General features: G+C 42.2%; 16 protein-coding genes. 14 read left to right on the forward strand and 2 right to left on the reverse strand.

What is annotated here, in order from left to right:
• The first annotated feature begins 23 nt into the window (after positions 1-23).
• The 5 genes from DES35_RS02995 to DES35_RS03015 all read left to right on the forward strand — a co-directional run bounded on the left by DES35_RS02995 (position 24) and on the right by DES35_RS03015 (position 6,470).
• Complete coding sequence (locus DES35_RS02995; RefSeq protein WP_037355921.1) at positions 24-1,985, forward strand: alpha-1,4-glucan--maltose-1-phosphate maltosyltransferase; 1,962 nt, start codon at positions 24-26, stop codon at positions 1,983-1,985.
• Positions 1,985-2,533 carry a CopD family protein gene (locus tag DES35_RS03000; protein WP_037355924.1) on the forward strand — a complete coding sequence of 183 codons (549 nt, stop codon included), beginning with the start codon at positions 1,985-1,987 and terminating at the stop codon, positions 2,531-2,533. Before DES35_RS02995 ends, DES35_RS03000 begins: the two co-directional genes overlap by 1 nt.
• Positions 2,526-2,744 (forward strand): DUF2905 domain-containing protein, encoded by a 219-nt coding sequence (locus tag DES35_RS11780; RefSeq protein WP_084180063.1) that lies wholly within the window; start codon positions 2,526-2,528, stop codon positions 2,742-2,744. The genes DES35_RS03000 and DES35_RS11780 overlap by 8 nt, the downstream gene beginning before the upstream one ends.
• A gap of 130 nt (positions 2,745-2,874) precedes the next feature.
• Positions 2,875-4,785 carry a polysaccharide biosynthesis protein gene (locus DES35_RS03010; RefSeq protein WP_114365741.1) on the forward strand — a complete coding sequence of 637 codons (1,911 nt, stop codon included), beginning with the start codon at positions 2,875-2,877 and terminating at the stop codon, positions 4,783-4,785.
• A 122-nt stretch (positions 4,786-4,907) separates the two neighbouring features.
• Positions 4,908-6,470 (forward strand): hypothetical protein, encoded by a 1,563-nt coding sequence (locus tag DES35_RS03015; RefSeq protein ID WP_125039358.1) that lies wholly within the window; start codon positions 4,908-4,910, stop codon positions 6,468-6,470.
• Here the strand turns inward: DES35_RS03015 and DES35_RS03020 are convergent.
• Positions 6,460-7,836, reverse strand: a complete 1,377-nt coding sequence (locus DES35_RS03020; protein WP_114365743.1) for an LPP20 family lipoprotein — start codon at positions 7,834-7,836, stop codon at positions 6,460-6,462. The two genes, DES35_RS03015 and DES35_RS03020, sit on opposite strands and share 11 nt — an antisense overlap.
• Entirely contained in the window at positions 7,833-9,224 is a 1,392-nt protein-coding gene (locus tag DES35_RS03025; protein ID WP_037355934.1) for a tetratricopeptide repeat protein, read from the reverse strand. Before DES35_RS03025 ends, DES35_RS03020 begins: the two co-directional genes overlap by 4 nt.
• 106 nt (positions 9,225-9,330) lie before the next feature.
• Here DES35_RS03025 and DES35_RS03030 point away from each other — a divergent pair, with 106 nt between their 5' ends.
• The 9 genes from DES35_RS03030 (at position 9,331) to DES35_RS11490 (ending at position 17,179) form a co-directional block, all read left to right on the forward strand.
• Positions 9,331-10,086 carry a YaaA family protein gene (locus DES35_RS03030; RefSeq protein WP_170125679.1) on the forward strand — a complete coding sequence of 252 codons (756 nt, stop codon included), beginning with the start codon at positions 9,331-9,333 and terminating at the stop codon, positions 10,084-10,086.
• 9 nt (positions 10,087-10,095) lie between these two features.
• Entirely contained in the window at positions 10,096-10,776 is a 681-nt protein-coding gene (locus tag DES35_RS03035) for a hypothetical protein (RefSeq protein WP_114365745.1), read from the forward strand.
• A 1-nt stretch (position 10,777) separates the two neighbouring features.
• Positions 10,778-11,467: a hypothetical protein gene (locus DES35_RS03040; RefSeq protein WP_114365746.1), complete on the forward strand. Its 690-nt coding sequence runs from the start codon at positions 10,778-10,780 to the stop codon at positions 11,465-11,467.
• On the forward strand, positions 11,464-12,111 hold the full coding sequence (locus DES35_RS03045) for a hypothetical protein (protein ID WP_037355950.1): 648 nt from the start codon (positions 11,464-11,466) through the stop codon (positions 12,109-12,111). The genes DES35_RS03040 and DES35_RS03045 overlap by 4 nt, the downstream gene beginning before the upstream one ends.
• Positions 12,112-12,115: 4 nt before the next feature.
• Entirely contained in the window at positions 12,116-12,568 is a 453-nt protein-coding gene (locus DES35_RS03050; RefSeq protein WP_114365747.1) for a hypothetical protein, read from the forward strand.
• Positions 12,568-13,449 carry a 4-hydroxy-tetrahydrodipicolinate synthase gene (gene dapA, locus DES35_RS03055; protein ID WP_037355954.1) on the forward strand — a complete coding sequence of 294 codons (882 nt, stop codon included), beginning with the start codon at positions 12,568-12,570 and terminating at the stop codon, positions 13,447-13,449. Before DES35_RS03050 ends, dapA begins: the two co-directional genes overlap by 1 nt.
• Positions 13,450-13,482: 33 nt before the next feature.
• Positions 13,483-14,373 carry a TIGR01777 family oxidoreductase gene (locus DES35_RS03060; protein ID WP_037355957.1) on the forward strand — a complete coding sequence of 297 codons (891 nt, stop codon included), beginning with the start codon at positions 13,483-13,485 and terminating at the stop codon, positions 14,371-14,373.
• Positions 14,374-14,577: 204 nt separating this feature from the next.
• On the forward strand, positions 14,578-16,995 hold the full coding sequence (locus tag DES35_RS03065; protein WP_037355959.1) for a T9SS type A sorting domain-containing protein: 2,418 nt from the start codon (positions 14,578-14,580) through the stop codon (positions 16,993-16,995).
• 19 nt (positions 16,996-17,014) lie between these two features.
• Positions 17,015-17,179, forward strand: a complete 165-nt coding sequence (locus DES35_RS11490) for a PID-CTERM protein-sorting domain-containing protein (protein ID WP_160171938.1) — start codon at positions 17,015-17,017, stop codon at positions 17,177-17,179.
• The last annotated feature ends 209 nt before the right edge of the window (positions 17,180-17,388 follow it).

Here is a 17,388-nt window from a genome sequence, read left to right on the forward strand (position 1 = left end):
TTGCCGGCTCTAATGCTGATATCATGTTTATACCGGACTTCAGACCCTCAAGGGCGGTAATTGCAGCTGTACGACCTTCTATAGACTGCGGAAGATACTTCATCAAAAGGACTCAAGGTGAAACAGTAGATCTGTACGCTGCTGTATTTGCCGATGGGCACGATGTGGTGCAGGCGGAAGTTCTCTATCGCCATGAAAGCGAAACAGAATGGCGCATTGCACGCCTTGTTCACACAGTTAATGATGATTGGTTCGGACAGTTTGTGGTCGAAAAACAGAGATTCTATGAATACAAAGTCAGGGCATGGGTCGACTATGCGCTCAACTGGCAACAAGGACTGATAAAAAAAGTACAGGACGGACAACATGTAGAGGTCGAACTGCACGATGGTCTTCCTTTACTAAAGGATGTCCTGAAACTGATACAAGAAGTAAACGACCAGGACAACTACAAGCAGCTTACCCTCATACTAGATGCCATTGAAAACGGGCATTATTTGAATTCCCTAAGTTTGGCCACCAGTACGGCACTCAAAGAAATACTTACCCAATACCCTACAAGAAAAAATTCTGTTGAAAGCCAAACGTTTAAAATATGGGTGGATAGGCCAAAGGCCGGTTTTAGCTCCTGGTATGAATTTTTTCCGCGTTCAGCTTCACCAACAAAGGGAAGGCATGGCACATTTAAAGATTGCGAGGCTTTACTACCTCGAATTGCCGATCTGGGATTCGATGTGCTGTATTTTCCCCCAATTCATCCCATTGGCGAAATAAATCGCAAAGGGAAAAACAATGCTGTGACCAGTAAACCCGGCGAACCCGGCTCGCCATGGGCTATAGGTTCGCGTTTTGGTGGCCATGATGCCATACATCCGGAACTCGGTACCCTGGAAGATTACAAAAATCTCATTGCCAAAGCTAAAGAATTTGGAATTGAGATAGCAATGGACCTGGCTTTTCAATGTGCACCCGACCACCCCTATGTAAAAGAGCATCCTGACTGGTTTGTCATCAAGTCCGATGGCAGCATTCAATATGCCGAAAACCCTCCGAAAAAATATCAGGATATCTATCCATTTAATTTTGAATGCGATGATTGGCAAGGTCTGTGGCAAGAATTGCTAAGGGTGGTCCTGTATTGGATAGATCAAGGGGTCACCATATTCCGAGTGGACAATCCCCACACCAAACCATTTCGTTTCTGGGAATGGCTGATCGGTCAAGTCCACAGGGACCACCCCGATATCATTTTCCTCAGCGAGGCATTTACACGGCCCAAGATTATGCACGAACTGGCCAAACTTGGATTCACCCAATCCTACACATACTTTTGCTGGAGAAACTCAAAAGCAGAACTTACCGAATACCTTACTGAACTCACCACCACTGAACAGAGAGAATTCTTCAGACCCAATTTTTGGCCTAATACACCTGACATCAACCCTTGGAATCTTCAAAGTGGCAATGAAAGCCTCAGGATGGTCAGGCTGTTTCTGGCAGCAACATTATCTTCAAATTACGGCATTTACGGGCCGGTGTACGAATATGGAATACACGAACCCTATCCCGGTAAAGAAGAATATCTGAACAGTGAAAAATATGAAATTTATCATTGGGACTGGTCAAAAGAAACCCGTCTGACGGTACTCATTCGCCTCATTAATCAAATACGAAAGAGTTATACAGCATTCCAGACCACCTACAATCTTCAATTTTGCCCGGTAAACGATGATCAGTTGCTAGCCTACTACAAAGGCAATCCTGATAAAGGTGAGCACTTTCTGATGGTTGTAAACCTTGACCCTTTCAACACTCGACAGGGGATGGTCAGGCCCCCGTTCGAGAAGATAGGATTATCACCCGGTACACCTCTGTTGATGAAGGATTTTATCACTGGAAATACCTGGACTTGGTATTCAGAGTACAACTATGTGGCTCTCAACCCAAATGTACCCTTTCACCTGTTTAAAATAACCCGAGCCTGATGCTATATCTTAAAGCCCTCCACATCATTTTTGTAGTTACGTGGTTTGCTGGACTTTTTTACATGCCAAGATTGTTGGTGTACATCAGGGAAGCAGATGAAAAAGGGCAAAGTCCTGATGTGCGAAATCAATTGATTCTCATGGCCGACCGCTTGCTTTACATCATCACCTGGCCGTCGGCCATACTCACATTCGTATTTGGCAATTGGGTACTTTTCGAGGCGGGATATCACAAAATCATATTTACGGCACCAGGTTCATGGTTGGCAGTTAAATACGTATTAGTCCTGGTACTGTATGGCTACCACTTTTCTTTAGTTCATATTTTCAGGAAATTAAAAGTCGGTAAACTCAAAATGACCTCATTTGCATTACGATTATACAACGAAATTCCCACCGTATTGCTGATTGCCATTGTGATGCTTGTAGTGGTTAAATCCAACATTTCGGCTGTATATGGCATTATTGGGCTTTTCATTCTGATAGCAGTATTAATGACTGCTTCATACCTTTATAGAGCAAATCGCAAAAAGGTGAACCATGAGTAGGATATTAATTATAATTGGGGTCATTTTACTTCTGGCTGGTATCATATGGTATTTCCTTGAGAAAGTAGGGCTGACATTTCCACCCAGATTACCAGGTGATATCTTAATAAAAAAAGGAAACACAACCATTTATTTTCCAATTGTAAGCTCTATATTAGTTTCAATTATTCTTACTTTATTACTCTATTTAATTTCGCGTTTTAAATTCTAATTGATAAGAAATATTAAATCGCTTTTAAAGCGAACTGAATGGCAGTTTGCAAAAAAAATCCAGTATTTAATGAAAAGAAAACCTTAATAAAGGTGATTAAAAGGATACATTTGTGACAAAATCAGTTTAAATGATTGAATTGATACTTCAAAGATTTTCTGACAAGTTTATTTCAAAGTGGTTGATTTTAATCTTTGATTTACTGATTGTTTTACTTACTTATCCTTTTGCTTACATAGTAAGAAACAATTTTGATTTGCAGAATTTTGATTTAAATCATTTTTCTTTATCTCGCTTTCTTTTTTTACTTTCAGTTTACCTGATTTCATTCCTCTACACTCAATCATATAAGGGAGTTATCCGGCAAACTGGACTCAAGGATGCATTTTCCATTTTCAAAGCTGCCACCATTGCAGTGTTGGGATTGATTTTGCTGAGTTTTATTTTGGATTCTTACAGCCAGAATCATCTATCATTTTCGAGAAATACTCTTGTAATTCACTACTTAATTACCTTGTTGTGTCTTCTTTCTATAAGATTTTTAATCAAGTCTGTCTATCTGAGCTTTACAAAATCAGGCAGTGGAATCAGAAGAATTAGAGTGATTATTTTCGGCTCCGGAGCGATGGGCGAGCTCACCCGGCAGACCCTGTCCAAAGAAGTAGCCAAAACATATGAGGTAGTGGCATTTTTGGATGACAATCCTACCAAATGCGGTAAAGTACAGGATGGAATTCCTGTTTTGAAGCCGGATAATGTACTTAATCCTGATTTCATAAAAAGCAGAAGAATTCATCAGCTTATCATCGCAGTTCAGAACTTATCTATTGAAAGAAAAAAAGCAATAATCGAGGCAGGTGTGGAGCTGGGTCTTAAGGTAAAGGTGGTTCCACCGGCTAAAAATTGGATTCAAGGGGAGCTCACTTCCAAACAAATCAAAAATGTTCGAATTGAAGACCTGCTCGAGCGGGATCCTATTAAGCTTGACTCCACCAATGTAATCAAAGAACTGAGGGGCAGAGTCATTTTGATTACCGGTGCTGCTGGCTCAATTGGCAGTGAAATTCTCAGACAAGTGACACATTACAAACCTAAGAAAATTGTCGCTGTAGATCAGGCTGAAAGTGCTCTTCATGAGATCTCTCTGGAATTACACCCCTATATTCAAAAGCTCAATGTCTCAGTTGAATTCATTATCGCTGATATTAGAGATGAGGGAAGAGTGAAAAATATATTTGAGAAATACAAACCTGAAATTGTGTTTCATGCGGCTGCCTACAAGCACGTTCCCTTGATGGAATCAAACCCCTACGAAGCTGTCAAAATCAATATTTTCGGTACAAAGTTGATCGCAGACTTTTCCGTCCAATATGGTGTGGAGAAGTTTGTAATGATCAGTACCGACAAGGCGGTGAATCCTACCAATGTAATGGGTGCTACTAAAAGGGTGGCCGAAATGTATGTGCAATCTCTTCACCAACAAGGCTCAAGCACCCAGTTTATCACCACCAGATTTGGAAACGTATTGGGCAGTAACGGTAGCGTAGTGCCTCTTTTTAAAAAACAGATTGAAGCTGGTGGTCCCATCACCATTACACATCCTGAAATCACCAGGTATTTTATGACCATCCCTGAAGCTTGTAACCTTGTTCTTGAAGCTGGAGCTATGGGGAATGGGGGTGAGATTTTTGTGTTTGACATGGGTGAATCGGTAAAAATTGTGGATCTGGCTAAGAAAATGATAAAATTGAGTGGACTAACGCTTGGAAAGGATATTGAAATTGTTTTTACAGGATTGAGGCCCGGGGAGAAACTCTATGAAGAACTCCTTGCCGACAAGGAAAATAATTTACCAACTCATCATCCCAAAATATTGAAAGCAAAAAACGCAGGAGTAGATAGCGAGTTACTGGGATATCAGTTAAAAATCCTGGAGCAAAAGCTGGAAGATCACGAAGATTTTTCACTGGTAGCTGTTCTCAAACAAATCGTTGAAGAATACAGAAGCAACAATTCTGTTTTTGCCAAACTTGATAAATAGGTTTTCTTTACATCCAAAATTTTCTTGTCATTAGCAGGAATCTGTACACACTGATATTTGCTGTTTCTGTGCTGTGTGCCCATGCTCAATCTGTGCAAGAGGGCCGGTACGAATTTCATCCGATGAATCAGGAGACTAAAGTCATGCTGTATCGTTTGCTCGACACACTTGAAAATCAACACTCCTCTATATGGCCTCAACGTAGGAGCTTTGTGACCAACAACAAAAGTGAATTACATCAATTCTACAACAGCAATCCAAATTCCCCCCTTCAGCAGAAAACCGCCAACTGGATAGATAGAAAACTTCTGCGGGAAGATTTGATTTTTGTGGAAGGTGTGGATTACAGTTTTTACATAAATCCTGTATTAAACCTCATGATAGGACGTGACAAGTACACTAGCAGGTCTACCTATCTGAATTCCAGGGGTGTGGTAGTAGATGGACGTATTGGCAAAGACATAACATTTCAAACTACATTCATTGAGTCACAAGGCTATATGTCCGAATTTTTTAACGAATATTACAGAAGCAAAGGCTCTGCATTGGGCTGGACACTTCACAGGGGGTATAGTCGGACTGGATTCGATTTCCCCTTCTCGGTGGGACAAGTGGCATACAATGCGGGTCGGTATTTCAATTTCAGTGCCGGCCATGGCAATCACTTTTTCGGAGAAGGGTACAGATCCTTATTTCTGGACGATCATACCATACCGTATGGATTTTTCAGAATTGAAACCGATGTTTGGAAATTTCGATACATCAATCTTTTTACTGTAATGAGTGACATTACAAGAGCCAATATGACCTCAGGCCGATATTTACCTAAATATGGAGCCATTCACTATCTGAGCTGGAACATCTCTAAAAGATTCAACCTTTCCCTTTTTGAAAGCATGATCATTGGCTCCGATACCATGGGAATTCAACGGGGTTTTGATATCAACTATTTGAATCCGATAATTCTGTACAGAGCTTTGGAGGCCAATAGAGGATTTAACATGGGAAATGCAATGATCGGGGTGGCTGCTTCCTATGCAGTGAAAAAGAGGCTCAAAGTGTACACTCAGGTCGCCTTTGACGACTTTTCTTTTGAAGGCATCAGAAACCTGCGAGCCGGTCACTTCCTCAACTTTTTTGCCTGGCAAGTGGGAGTAAGAAATACGGAGACTTTTGGAGTGAAAAACCTCTTTTGGTTGGCTGAACTCAATCAAGCGAGGCCCTTTATGTATTCACACCGCAGTACCATTTCAAACTATGAGCATCTGGGTCTTCCCCTTGCTCATCCTTGGGAAACTAATTTTCAAGAATTCATCTTTATGACACACTACACCTACCACAGGTGGGAAGTACAGGCGAAAGTAAATTTCGGTTTTCGGGGAACAGATACCTCGGATGCCAATTGGGGGAATGACATCCGACGATCATATGAAGATTTGGGCAACGGCTTATTGGGGTACTTTGTTGGTTCACCCGCTAGAAGAAATATTTATCAAGCCTCTATCAGAGTTGGTTTTATCCTTCAACCTATTGTAAATATGAGACTGGAAGCGAGTTACTTCTTCAGGGGAGAAAACTTTTCGCAAGAGCATCCTTCATTCAATGCCTATCAGTCTAACTGGTTTACCGTAGGGATTCGCACTGCCTTATTCGGCTGGAAGGACGACTTTGCCCTCATTCGATAAACGAACGTCTGATTTCAAGGTAGAGTTCCCGCTGGATCAGCCTGGCGGCTTTGTTGTAGGCATCCAAGGCAGCACCCCGGGCATCGGTTTGAATTCCTTTAATAGATTTGACCAAGCGATTGTATATTAATTGACCCTCTTTGTCCACGATTTGAATTCGGAAACTAAGACTGGCGCTGCTCATACGGTTAATCTGACCAGAATCCTCCACATCAGCATCCACATGTATAATGTAATCGCTATCTCTCCCGTTGGGTTGAATGACAAACTGATCTTTGATCATTTCAGCTTTTAACACATCAGCCAGCGGAGATGTGTTCATTTTGGTTTCAAACATCCGCTCGTCAGAAAACACTACAAATGAGGGGCTCTGGACCAGAATATCCAGCGTAAATGGTCTCAGTCGGATTTGGTTCATCAGCTGAATGATCTGAAAATTTGAAGTAGCTTCGGAAGTCCAGGCCTCTACATTGATCACGGCGGTGAGTCTTTCCCGTGGATTGGCTGAATGTATTCGGCCAATATCAGGATATACAGCCCCTGATGTATTGGTTTTAGCATTTGGATTACGCACTCTTCCGCCGGTGAGGGTAAGCCGAATTGGTATGGAGGGCTGTCGGATACCATTTAAAACAACGATGATCTCTAAAAGCTCCTGATCTATTGGCCTTCCTCTGGTAGCAGCGACGGTGCCAGAGGGTGCCTGAATCTGTAGCTCGTTTAAAAAGCTTATAATTCGGGATATCAAATGATTGCCAAAAAAAATTCTATTGCCTTGATAGGTAAATTCCAGTGGTTCGTTCCAGAATTCTTTGATGGCTTCTACCGATTTGATGTACATGATGTATGCCTGATAGCCGTCTTTTCGATTTCGGAATTCTTCGGCTGTGGTAAGCAGATCGGCTGCAGCTGCCAATGCTTTTTCTCGTCTTAGAGCTTTTCTCCTTTCATGCTCTTCGCGGGAGAGTCGGTAAAACACAAAATAATGAGTTTCACTCTCATAGGCATCCACGAGTTCATACCCTTCGAGCTCTTCCGTGGAAGTAAGCGTAGTGTTGGCAATAAACGATTCGCTTACATGTCTGTTGATTTCTATTTGACTCAGAAGTGATGATGCATTTACCCTAACGGATATTTCGCTTGCCAGATCATTCAGGGCGTTGTTTTTAGCTATTTGCTTGTAGTCAAAGTTGGCATGATTGCTCAATTTAGTACTTACTCCGATTCCATGGTAGTAAAAGGGGTCAACTGGCTTCGATTGTGTCCATGCTGGTGCTGGACGCACCTGATTTTCAGCAGTCTTTTGTTTTGAAATACAGGATGTAAAGAGTGCAGTGATGACCAATACTGTAATGCGTTTTTTCATTTTTCGGGGTTGTAAGCGATGATCGCATTGGCTACTCTGGAGCTGAGGTTTTGAAGAAGGCGTTCTTGTAAGGTTTGAATATCAGCAACTGTTTGTCGGGCTCTGAGCAGTTGGTCAAGTTCTCTTTTAGCCCGGGGATTGTTATCGACTCGGTCAGATGGATGGGCCTTGTTGATATGTTGCCAGTATCCGGGATAGAGCAAACGGCTATCTCCTTGAAAAACCGCGTATACTACCCTATCGGAATGACGGCTTTCAAATGAATCGGAAACCAATATTTCTCCGGTCTCTGCACTTATTAATTGGAAGGAGAAGGTACATCTGACTTCGTTTTCTCTTTGAAATACGGGGTATTGCACTTTAGAAAATTCAATTGTCGTCTCTTCCACTCCTTCTTGATTTCGGACTTTTACTTCCCTGCCCAGATAACCTGGCCTTAACTCTCTCTGCAGAGGTCCTTCCACAGCGCGCCAGTCTGAAATTTTGCAAAAGAGCAATGCATTGGCACCCAATAGCTCGCCGGTTTCTCTCGTGGAACGAACAGCTGTGAGCAGTGTTTGGGTACGTTCTTTTAATATGACTTCGGTTCTTTGCCGATCTACTATCCTGATGAAGGGGTTGTTGGCTCTGAGAATTTGATTGATGATGGCGTTGATCACATACTGTTCTCTACCAGTTGCCGAGGTTGATGTTTCCACTGGCATCACGGCAATAACAAAGAGGGCTTTTTCTTGTGAAAGATCGCGCATCTGCCGTGCATCTCTATAACCGGGTCTTATGCTTTCCACATCATTAAATGCATAGTAAGCTGTTCTAAATCTACCTTCATTGTAGGCTTTTAATGCATTTCTATAGATTGGCTCTGCTTTAGCCAGACTGCGAAGATTCTGAAATTCTTCATTGCTGATGTTGAGTTCGGCCAATTTATTGAGTTCTGCTTCTGCATCTCTGAATTTATCCTCACCCAATAGCTCTTCTGCTCTGTCGAGTACGCGCTGTATGTAGATGCGCTCACTTTGTTGGTACAATTGCCTGTAATGCTCAGAAATTGAAGAATTTACACCTAGATTTTTCATGTCTCTGTCCAATCTCATTGCACTGTGATAGCGCATTACAGCGCGTTCATGATCGCCGGCTGTATGTGCAGTATAAAATTCAGAAAGGATCTGCTCTAAATATATTCGGCCAGTATTTGACAGGGCTATTTTTGCTTTTACATTGCTTGGATTTCTGCGCAAAGCCTCCATGTAGTGGTTTACAGCCTCGGCGATCAGGCCACCTTGTTCGAGTTGCTGTCCTAATTTGTAATATCTTTTAGATCCGCTGCACGCTGCCAACGCTATCGAGACGATGAAGTAAATTCCGTATCGTAGTAATTGTTGTTTCATTAAAATAGTACAATGATTTTGAAAAAACTTTTTGGCCAATTTGCCAAGTCAAAATAAGTGCCTAAATACCGAAAGCTATACTTTTGCCTTTTCAATTTTGTAAATCTTGAAAATTTTACTTTCGCCCAGCAAAAATCTAAACGAAAATCTCTCATTAAAGGGAGAAAGTGTCCCATTTTTTTTGGGACAAAGCAAAATCATCCAGGAAAAATTAAAATCCCTCTCTCCGGCAGAGCTGGCCTCACTGCACGAAATTAATTCCAAGCTCGCAGAGCTCAATTACCGGAGAAATCAGCAGTGGTCCGTGGAGCGCCTTTTGGAAAAAGGCACACCAGCCCTTTTTACCTTCTTCGGTGATGTCTACAGAGGATTGGATGTGAATAGTCTTTCTGTTGAGGCTTTAGAGTATTTAAATGACAAAATTTTGATTTTGAGTGGTTTGTATGGAATTTTACGGGCTTGGGACAAGATGTTGCCTTACCGACTGGAAATGGGTACTAAAATCTCTATCGACTCTTTTCCGGATTTGTATCACTTTTGGAAACGCCCAATCACTGAATTTTTGACTTCTACCAACGATGATTTCATTCTAAATCTCGCCTCAAATGAATACGCATCTGCCATTGATTTTAGCAAGGTAGAGAAACCAGTATACACGGCGACCTTTCTTGATAAGGTAAAAGGAAAATACAGACCCGTAAATATCTTCCTGAAAAGAGCTAGAGGGTTGATGGTCAGATATATTGCCTTATATCAGATTTCTTCTCCAGAGGGGATTATGGCTTTTGATCTGGAGAATTACAAATACAACGAAGAATTATCAAATGAAACTACTTTTGTTTTTGTAAGAGATCCTAAATAAATTATTGATATGCAATATCTACGAAAATATTATAAACTCACATTTATTTTTCTGGCATTCAACCTACTACTCACCGCCAAAGCACAAAAAACCCGATATTGGGAATATGGAATCGGCCTGGGAGTATATCATTACAGAGGAGATCTAAATGAAAATTTTTCAGTCGGAAATTTTATAAAAGAAGCCGGGCCACGGATTGTGGTACATCTTCGCCAGAATCCTGTACCTTGGTTTAATTTTGGTTTTGAAGCTGGTTATGGAAATTCAACCATCCGTGATGCAGACTATGGTCGTCTTACAAGAAACTGGGAAGTTTACACTGAGAGCTTTGATTTAAATTTTTCATTTGAATGGATGTTTCTCAGATATGGCAAATGGCACTGGGAGAATAAAATTACGCCTTACATCAAAGCAGGTGGTGGAGGTCTGATAGCCGGAAGCCGTGGACAAAATACCATAGATCTGCCTGAATCCATCGTGCTGCATCCCTATACCTATGGCAGTTACAATCTTTTTTATGGCTATGGAGTAAAAACCAGAATTGGTTACCACACCACATTGTTCCTACAGTTTACCTCGCACATCACAGGAACAGATAAAATGGATGGTTTCGTAGACAACAGCCTTGCAGTCAAAAAAAACGATCGATATGTCTCAATCATTTTTGGTATTTCAAAATTGGTTTTCTGATATGAAAAAGTGGCTGTTTGGCTTTTCAATTTTGCTTTTTTTTCAAACCTATGCACAAAAATCTCATTATAGGTATTCTCAGGTTGGTTTAATTGCAGGAGTTGGAAATTACTCAGGCGACCTTACCCCCAACTATGCAAATCCCCTAAACATTTTTAGAGAAATGCGCCCGGAATTGGGAGTAGGATTGTACAGGGCCTTTAGTCCAATAGTACTTATGGGTCTTGAAACCACCTACAAAAACCTTTACGCCAACGAAGGCAACCACCGGAATGTAGCCAAACCTCGCATCTTTACATCGCATCTTGTTCAGGCTAATTTGGTAGGTGAAATCATCTCCCGAAAATTTGGAAAGCATTTCTACAAAACCAGATGGGCACCTTATGCCAAGTTTGGCGCCGGATTGGGCGTAGTAAGCCCAACTATTGCAGACCCTTCCAGTTTCGAAGCACCGTTTATCGAATTGTACGACAAATCTTATTTCTTTCTCAAATATTTTGCGGGAGGTGGCATTAAGCTGAGAACAAAATACAAGTATTCCATTTCCCTGGAAGCTGTTCTTCACCTGACCAATATCGACTACATTGATGGTTTTCTCGATACCCGATTGAAGAGTTTTAACGATGTGTACGGAGGATTCCGGGTCATTGTATCGAAGTATTACTTTGGTAAACATTTGAATATCAAATGAAAAATATACTATGCCTGGCAAGCTTTCTCACGTGTATTCTGATATCGTCGTCATACGGACAGACTTCTCTGAGATACTGGTCTGCAGGCCTTTATATTTCCACTCAGGTACATTCAGGTTTTCTAAGTAATGGAAGATTTGCCTTTCATCCATCACCAGGTTTTGGATTTGTACTGAAAAATTCGTTTTTTAACCGCATACATGTGGGTATTGAGGCCGGATACATCCACCTCAGAAATGAGTATAAGCTCTCTGACCAGAATCTGTGGAAGGCTTCTATTTCCAATATCGAGCTTTTGCCTACCATAGAGGTAAATTTCAGGTCTTATGGAAAGTATTACCGAAAAAACCCCTCAACCCCGTATCTGAAATTTTGTCCATCGATCAATGTTTTTCAAACAAGGCTTGACAACGTAGCAGATTTTACTCAGGATTTTCAATTTTTTCCATATACATATTTTTCAACCGGATGGTACACGGGAGTGGGATATCGATTTCGCACGGCTAAAGATTATTCTTACGGTATCGAAATATTCCTCAACAACATGCTAACCAATAAAACCTCAGGATTTACCATAGGCGAATCGTATATTGCTGACCGATATGCCGGAATAAAAGTCTATTGGTCATACATGAAACTTTAGCATCATGCACATTGTACAATCCAAATCTGAATTTGCACCAATACCTCTGTTGCATTCTTTTCGCACATTTGTCATCTACTCAGATGAGAGTAGTTTACAAGCGGGAGAGTTCATTTCCCATCCAGCTATTCAGGGCATACGAATCTCTGCGTATTGCATCGCAAAAGACAGTGTGGTTACAAATGCATCGAAAGAAAAAATCTCCTGGCTCGACAGAATGTTTCCGGCATTATTTCTCAGAAAAACCGGATTAAATGCTTTAAAGAATTGTACGATTGTACTGTTTTCAGAAAGTAAATTTCTGCTTAAAGTCATTGAAAAATTAGCTGCAAAAAATACACTGTTGTACTGGGGAAATTTACAAACGAAAAAAGCACAGGTTCACTTTTCACCCCAAAGCAATGACCCGGATTCCATCACATCATTTATTCACTGCATTCAAAAAGTCCGATTCTAATGAATGAACTAAAAGGTACAGGTGTAGCTCTGATTACACCCTTCGATGCAGACGGCCGGATAGACGAGGCTGCATTTAGAAACTTGATTAATTACGTAATCAACGGCGGAGTGGAATATCTGGTCGTCAATGGCACGACCGGCGAAAGCCCCACTACCACCGAAGAAGAGAAACTCAGACTGCTGCAAATAGCACTGGAAGAAAGCAACAACCGCGTACCGGTTGTATTTGGCATCGGTGGCAACGATACCAGTAAAGTCGTAAAACAACTCAAAACCTTCGAATCGGCCGGTGTCGCAGCTATACTGTCGGTATCCCCATACTACAACAAACCCACACAAGAAGGGATCTACCATCATTACAAAGCCTTGTCAGAAGCTTCTCCACTGCCCATCATCGTGTACAATGTACCGGGTCGCACCTCTTCCAACATCGCAGCCGAAACGACTCTGCGGCTGCAGTCCGATTGCAGCAACATTGTAGCGGTGAAGGAAGCCTCCGGCAATCTGGAGCAAATCATGGCTATAATCCAAGGTCGGAATAAAGGCTTTTTGGTACTCTCCGGCGATGACAATCTCACCCTGCCCATCATAGCCCTTGGTGGCGATGGTGTAATCAGTGTATCCGGTCAGGGTTTTCCGAAAATCTTTTCCCAGATGGTGCGCGATGCCCTGAATGGAGACCTTGCCCAGGCACGTGAAAAACATTACCAGCTTTTTGAAATCACCCGCCTGCTCTTTGCCGAAGGCAATCCGGGAGGTATCAAAGCACTGCTGGCACATCTGGGAATTATTCGTGAGCATCTGCGAATGCCTCTCTGGCCTGTCAGCGATGCTACCCGTCAGAAAATCATCAACGAAGCCCAAAAATTGCTTGAATAAAAACTTTTACGGCAAAAGACCGATTGATAAGGTATGTCGAGAACAATCTTAGTAACGGGAGCTACAGGCCTGGTGGGTACAGCCCTGATACCACGCCTCAGAAGTTACGGCTACACCGTACGCACACTCACTACCTCCCGACCTGCTGATGAACATACCTTTCGCTGGAATCCGGAAAAGAGGCAAATCGACCAGCGGGTCTTTGAAAACATCCACACCATAGTACATCTGGCCGGTACTTCCATCGCACGGCGATGGACACCATCGGCGCGCAGGAGCATCATTGACTCCCGCGTGTTAGGCGCGCGTTTGTTGCTGGAAGGTGCCCTTCAACACGGATTGGTCAAGTACATTACCGCCTCTGCCATCGGCATCTATCCCCAAAACGAAGACGGTATCTACGACGAATCTGGTCCACATGGCAACGATTTTCCCGCTGAGATTGTAAAACTTTGGGAAGCTGCTGCTGACGAATATGCTCAACATGGTATTTCTGTAGCAAAAATCCGTACAGGCGTAGTACTTCATCCAAGTGGCGGTGCTCTGAAACAGATGCTGTTTCCTACCAGGTTGGGTTTAGGATCACCTTTGGGCTCCGGCAGGCAAATCGTCAGTTGGATTCACCTGCACGATCTGGTAAATATTTACCTGATGGCTGTCGTTAAGGCCGACTTTACCGGCATTTACAACGCGACCGCGCCCAACCCCGTCAGCAATGCGACGCTGATGAAAACCCTCGCCCGAGTGCTGCGAAAACCCTTTTTTATGCCACCGGTACCGGCTCCTTTACTGCGCCTGGCATTGGGCGATATGTCCAGCATCACACTACGTGGCAGCGCTGTGATCCCTCGTCGATTGCTCAACGAAGGTTTCACCTTTGAATTTCCAGATCTCGAATCTGCCCTACGCGACCTCTTGACTTGATGGTATGGTCACTGGTGCGTGTGTCCGTGATACAACCGATATATTCAACGCGCCAATTTCTCATCAGGCCTTCTGTCTATTCAGCTCCATATCTGGTAAAATCTTGTGAATCTGTACGTTTTTTTTGTTAGGCCGTCGATATTTTTTTTTAATTTTTTTGTAAGAAATATCGGTTAGTGTATTTTTGACACTAAATTTTGTGATATGAAAAAACTGTTATTGTTTTTAATCATCGGCAATACGCCGTTTTTAATTTTCTGTCAATTTCAACTTGCTTTCGATATAGGTGATAATTATCAGTCATGGACCAATGGTTCTAACGAAGGAAGTGGGTTTAATAGCTGGTCACTTACAGCTGTACCTTCCGGAGGTTTTGCAGGACATTTTATTGGAAATCCCTCATCCGGAGGTATATCAGGTATGAGCACCCAATCTTTTGGACTATTCGGAAACCCTAATTATGTCGGCAATGAGGCAAAAGCGACAAGATACTTTTCTTCATCTTCCCCTATGCAATTTGGGGATACACTTAAATTTCAGATGGGGTTAAATTGGGATGCAGATAACTCAAATGGATTTAAAGGTATTGATTTAATAAATTCATCAGGTACCGTCGTATTGAATTTTAACATGGGCGGTTCGTCCACTATTACCTGGTCAAGGCCTGGAGCAGGGTCAGGTGGAGATTTATTCACTACATATGGAACTAATGCGATGAACTTTAAAATAGTAAAGGTGGGAAATCAAACGTATCGGATTATGGCCACTCCAAGAAGTACCTCAGACCCCAACTTCGATCAAACAGTTACCATTGCTGGAGAAATTGCAGGATTTGTGTTTTATATAGGAAGAATGAATGATAATAATGCCAATAGACAACCTTATTACGATAGTTTATCTTTATCAAATTCAGGAGATTTTAATGTCCCAGCTGATTCTTCATTTACCTATTCAAGAAACCTATCGGGTTCCGGGAGTTTATCAAAATCAGGAAACGGAGTTTTAACTTTGACAGGAGCGAATACATATACCGGAAGTACCACAGTAGAAGCTGGAACCTTGCGATTGAACAGAACCGGCGGTGGTACCCTGCCTAATACTGCTAATGTGACCGTAAATGGAGGTACGCTCAGAATCAGTACAAATCAAACGTTGAACAATCTAACAATTGCTTCCGGAGCACAAGTGGAGGTAGATGAAGGTGCGGTATTGGAAGTTACAGGAACCCTTTCAAATAGCGGCACCATTACGCTAAAAGCATCTTCTTCAGGAGTAGGTCAGCTGATACACAACTCGACAGCCTCTGGCCAAGTGGTTACTTCTCAATACATCACAGGTCTGGCCACTGAAGGAAGGTGGATTTACTTAGGCTCACCTACATCATCAGCAAGGCTAGATAGTCTAATTGAAGGCTCTGCAACAATGGTAGCCGCCAACTCCAACCAGGGGACCATATGGAATTGGGATGCCTCCAATGGGCAGTGGTCAGCGCCTGCATCGATTTCTGATAACTTTGTGGTTGGAAGAGGCTACGTCACCTGGATAGGGATGAATGGATCCTACGGACCTTTTACCAGGGTTCTTCCAGGAAAAATCGATGTGTATGGTTCAGTCACCAGCGGTGCCAGTGATTTCTCCATCAGTCTCACTTATGGGGGTACTAGTCCAAACGATGGATGGAATCTGATCGCCAATCCATGGCCTGCTACCTACGATTGGAATGGACAGACTATTGGGTCTTCTCATTTCAATGTGTGGGTATACAGAGATGGTTCCTACAAAACTTTTAACACCGATGGAACCGGAGATCCAGAAGCCAGATACTGGACACCCATGCAAGCAGGATTTGTCCGGAGGGATACCATAGGACCATCCAGCATATCATTTGAAAGAACCAGAAGAATAACCAGTCAGAACATCTTGCTGAGTAAACCTCAAAGTGGAAAATCTGAGGTGAATATCCTCGTGAAGAACAATTCAACCGATAAGGAAGATAACCTGTACATCACTTTTAGTCAAGGCGGAAATGAGCAGTATCTGCTTAGTGAAGATGCTGAAAAGAAGATGAATACAAACAATTATCCCAATATTTTTACGTATAGGGAGGGCAGAAAGTTAATCATAAATCAATTACCCGAACTTTCAGGATATCGCTCAGAGCCCGTTGGGTTTCAAGGTACACAAGCGGGTACCTACACCATTTCCATCAAAAATAAGGACAACTTTGACCCGTCCATCAGTGTGCTGCTGGAGGATAAAATAATGAACAACTTTGCACTGCTCAACAATGCCGATTACACTTTCGTCCACAATCCGGCAAACAATCCGGATCGATTTGTGCTACACTTCAATAAGAGCCAAATAGGTACGCCTGAAATGGAAGCCAATAAATTTAACGCTTGGGTATATGATGGAGTAGCCTATATACGAGGATTAGAACACTTAGGCCAGTCTACAGTAAAAATTTCCGACCTTAGTGGAAGGATCATCGCATCCTATCGCATTGATATAGCCTCTGGTTCTACGAATGAAATAGTGCTGCCATCCTTGCCAAAAGGAGTTTACTTGCTTTCTGTAGAGAGTGTCGCACAATCTAAAACCGTTAAATTCATCTATTATTAATTTTCTAAAAATTCTGGATATGAAAAAGTCTTTGAATTTGCTGATCATACTACTTTCCTTTCCACTCTTTATTTATGCACAGCCTAACCCTCCCAGTGGACCGGTGCCCATTGACGGAGCCATCGGGCTTCTTCTGGCGGCAGGTGCCGCAGCGGGCTATCTGAAATCAAAACGCAAAAATTGACAAAAGCCGGGCAATTGCCCGGTTTTTTTTTGATGATGAAAAGAAAAAACCTGTTACCTTACCTAATTGAAAAACAAGATTATAACTTTTATCAAAACAACAACTCTGCTGAAATCCCACTAAAAAAGACACTAATTCAGAACAAACTGATTCAAAAAGCCAAAACCTTTTGCCAAAGGTCGTAAACACCTGATACAAGGATTGATTGC

The organism is Schleiferia thermophila (assembly GCF_003337435.1).
In the GTDB taxonomy this organism is placed as follows: Bacteria; Bacteroidota; Bacteroidia; order Flavobacteriales; family Schleiferiaceae; genus Schleiferia; species Schleiferia thermophila.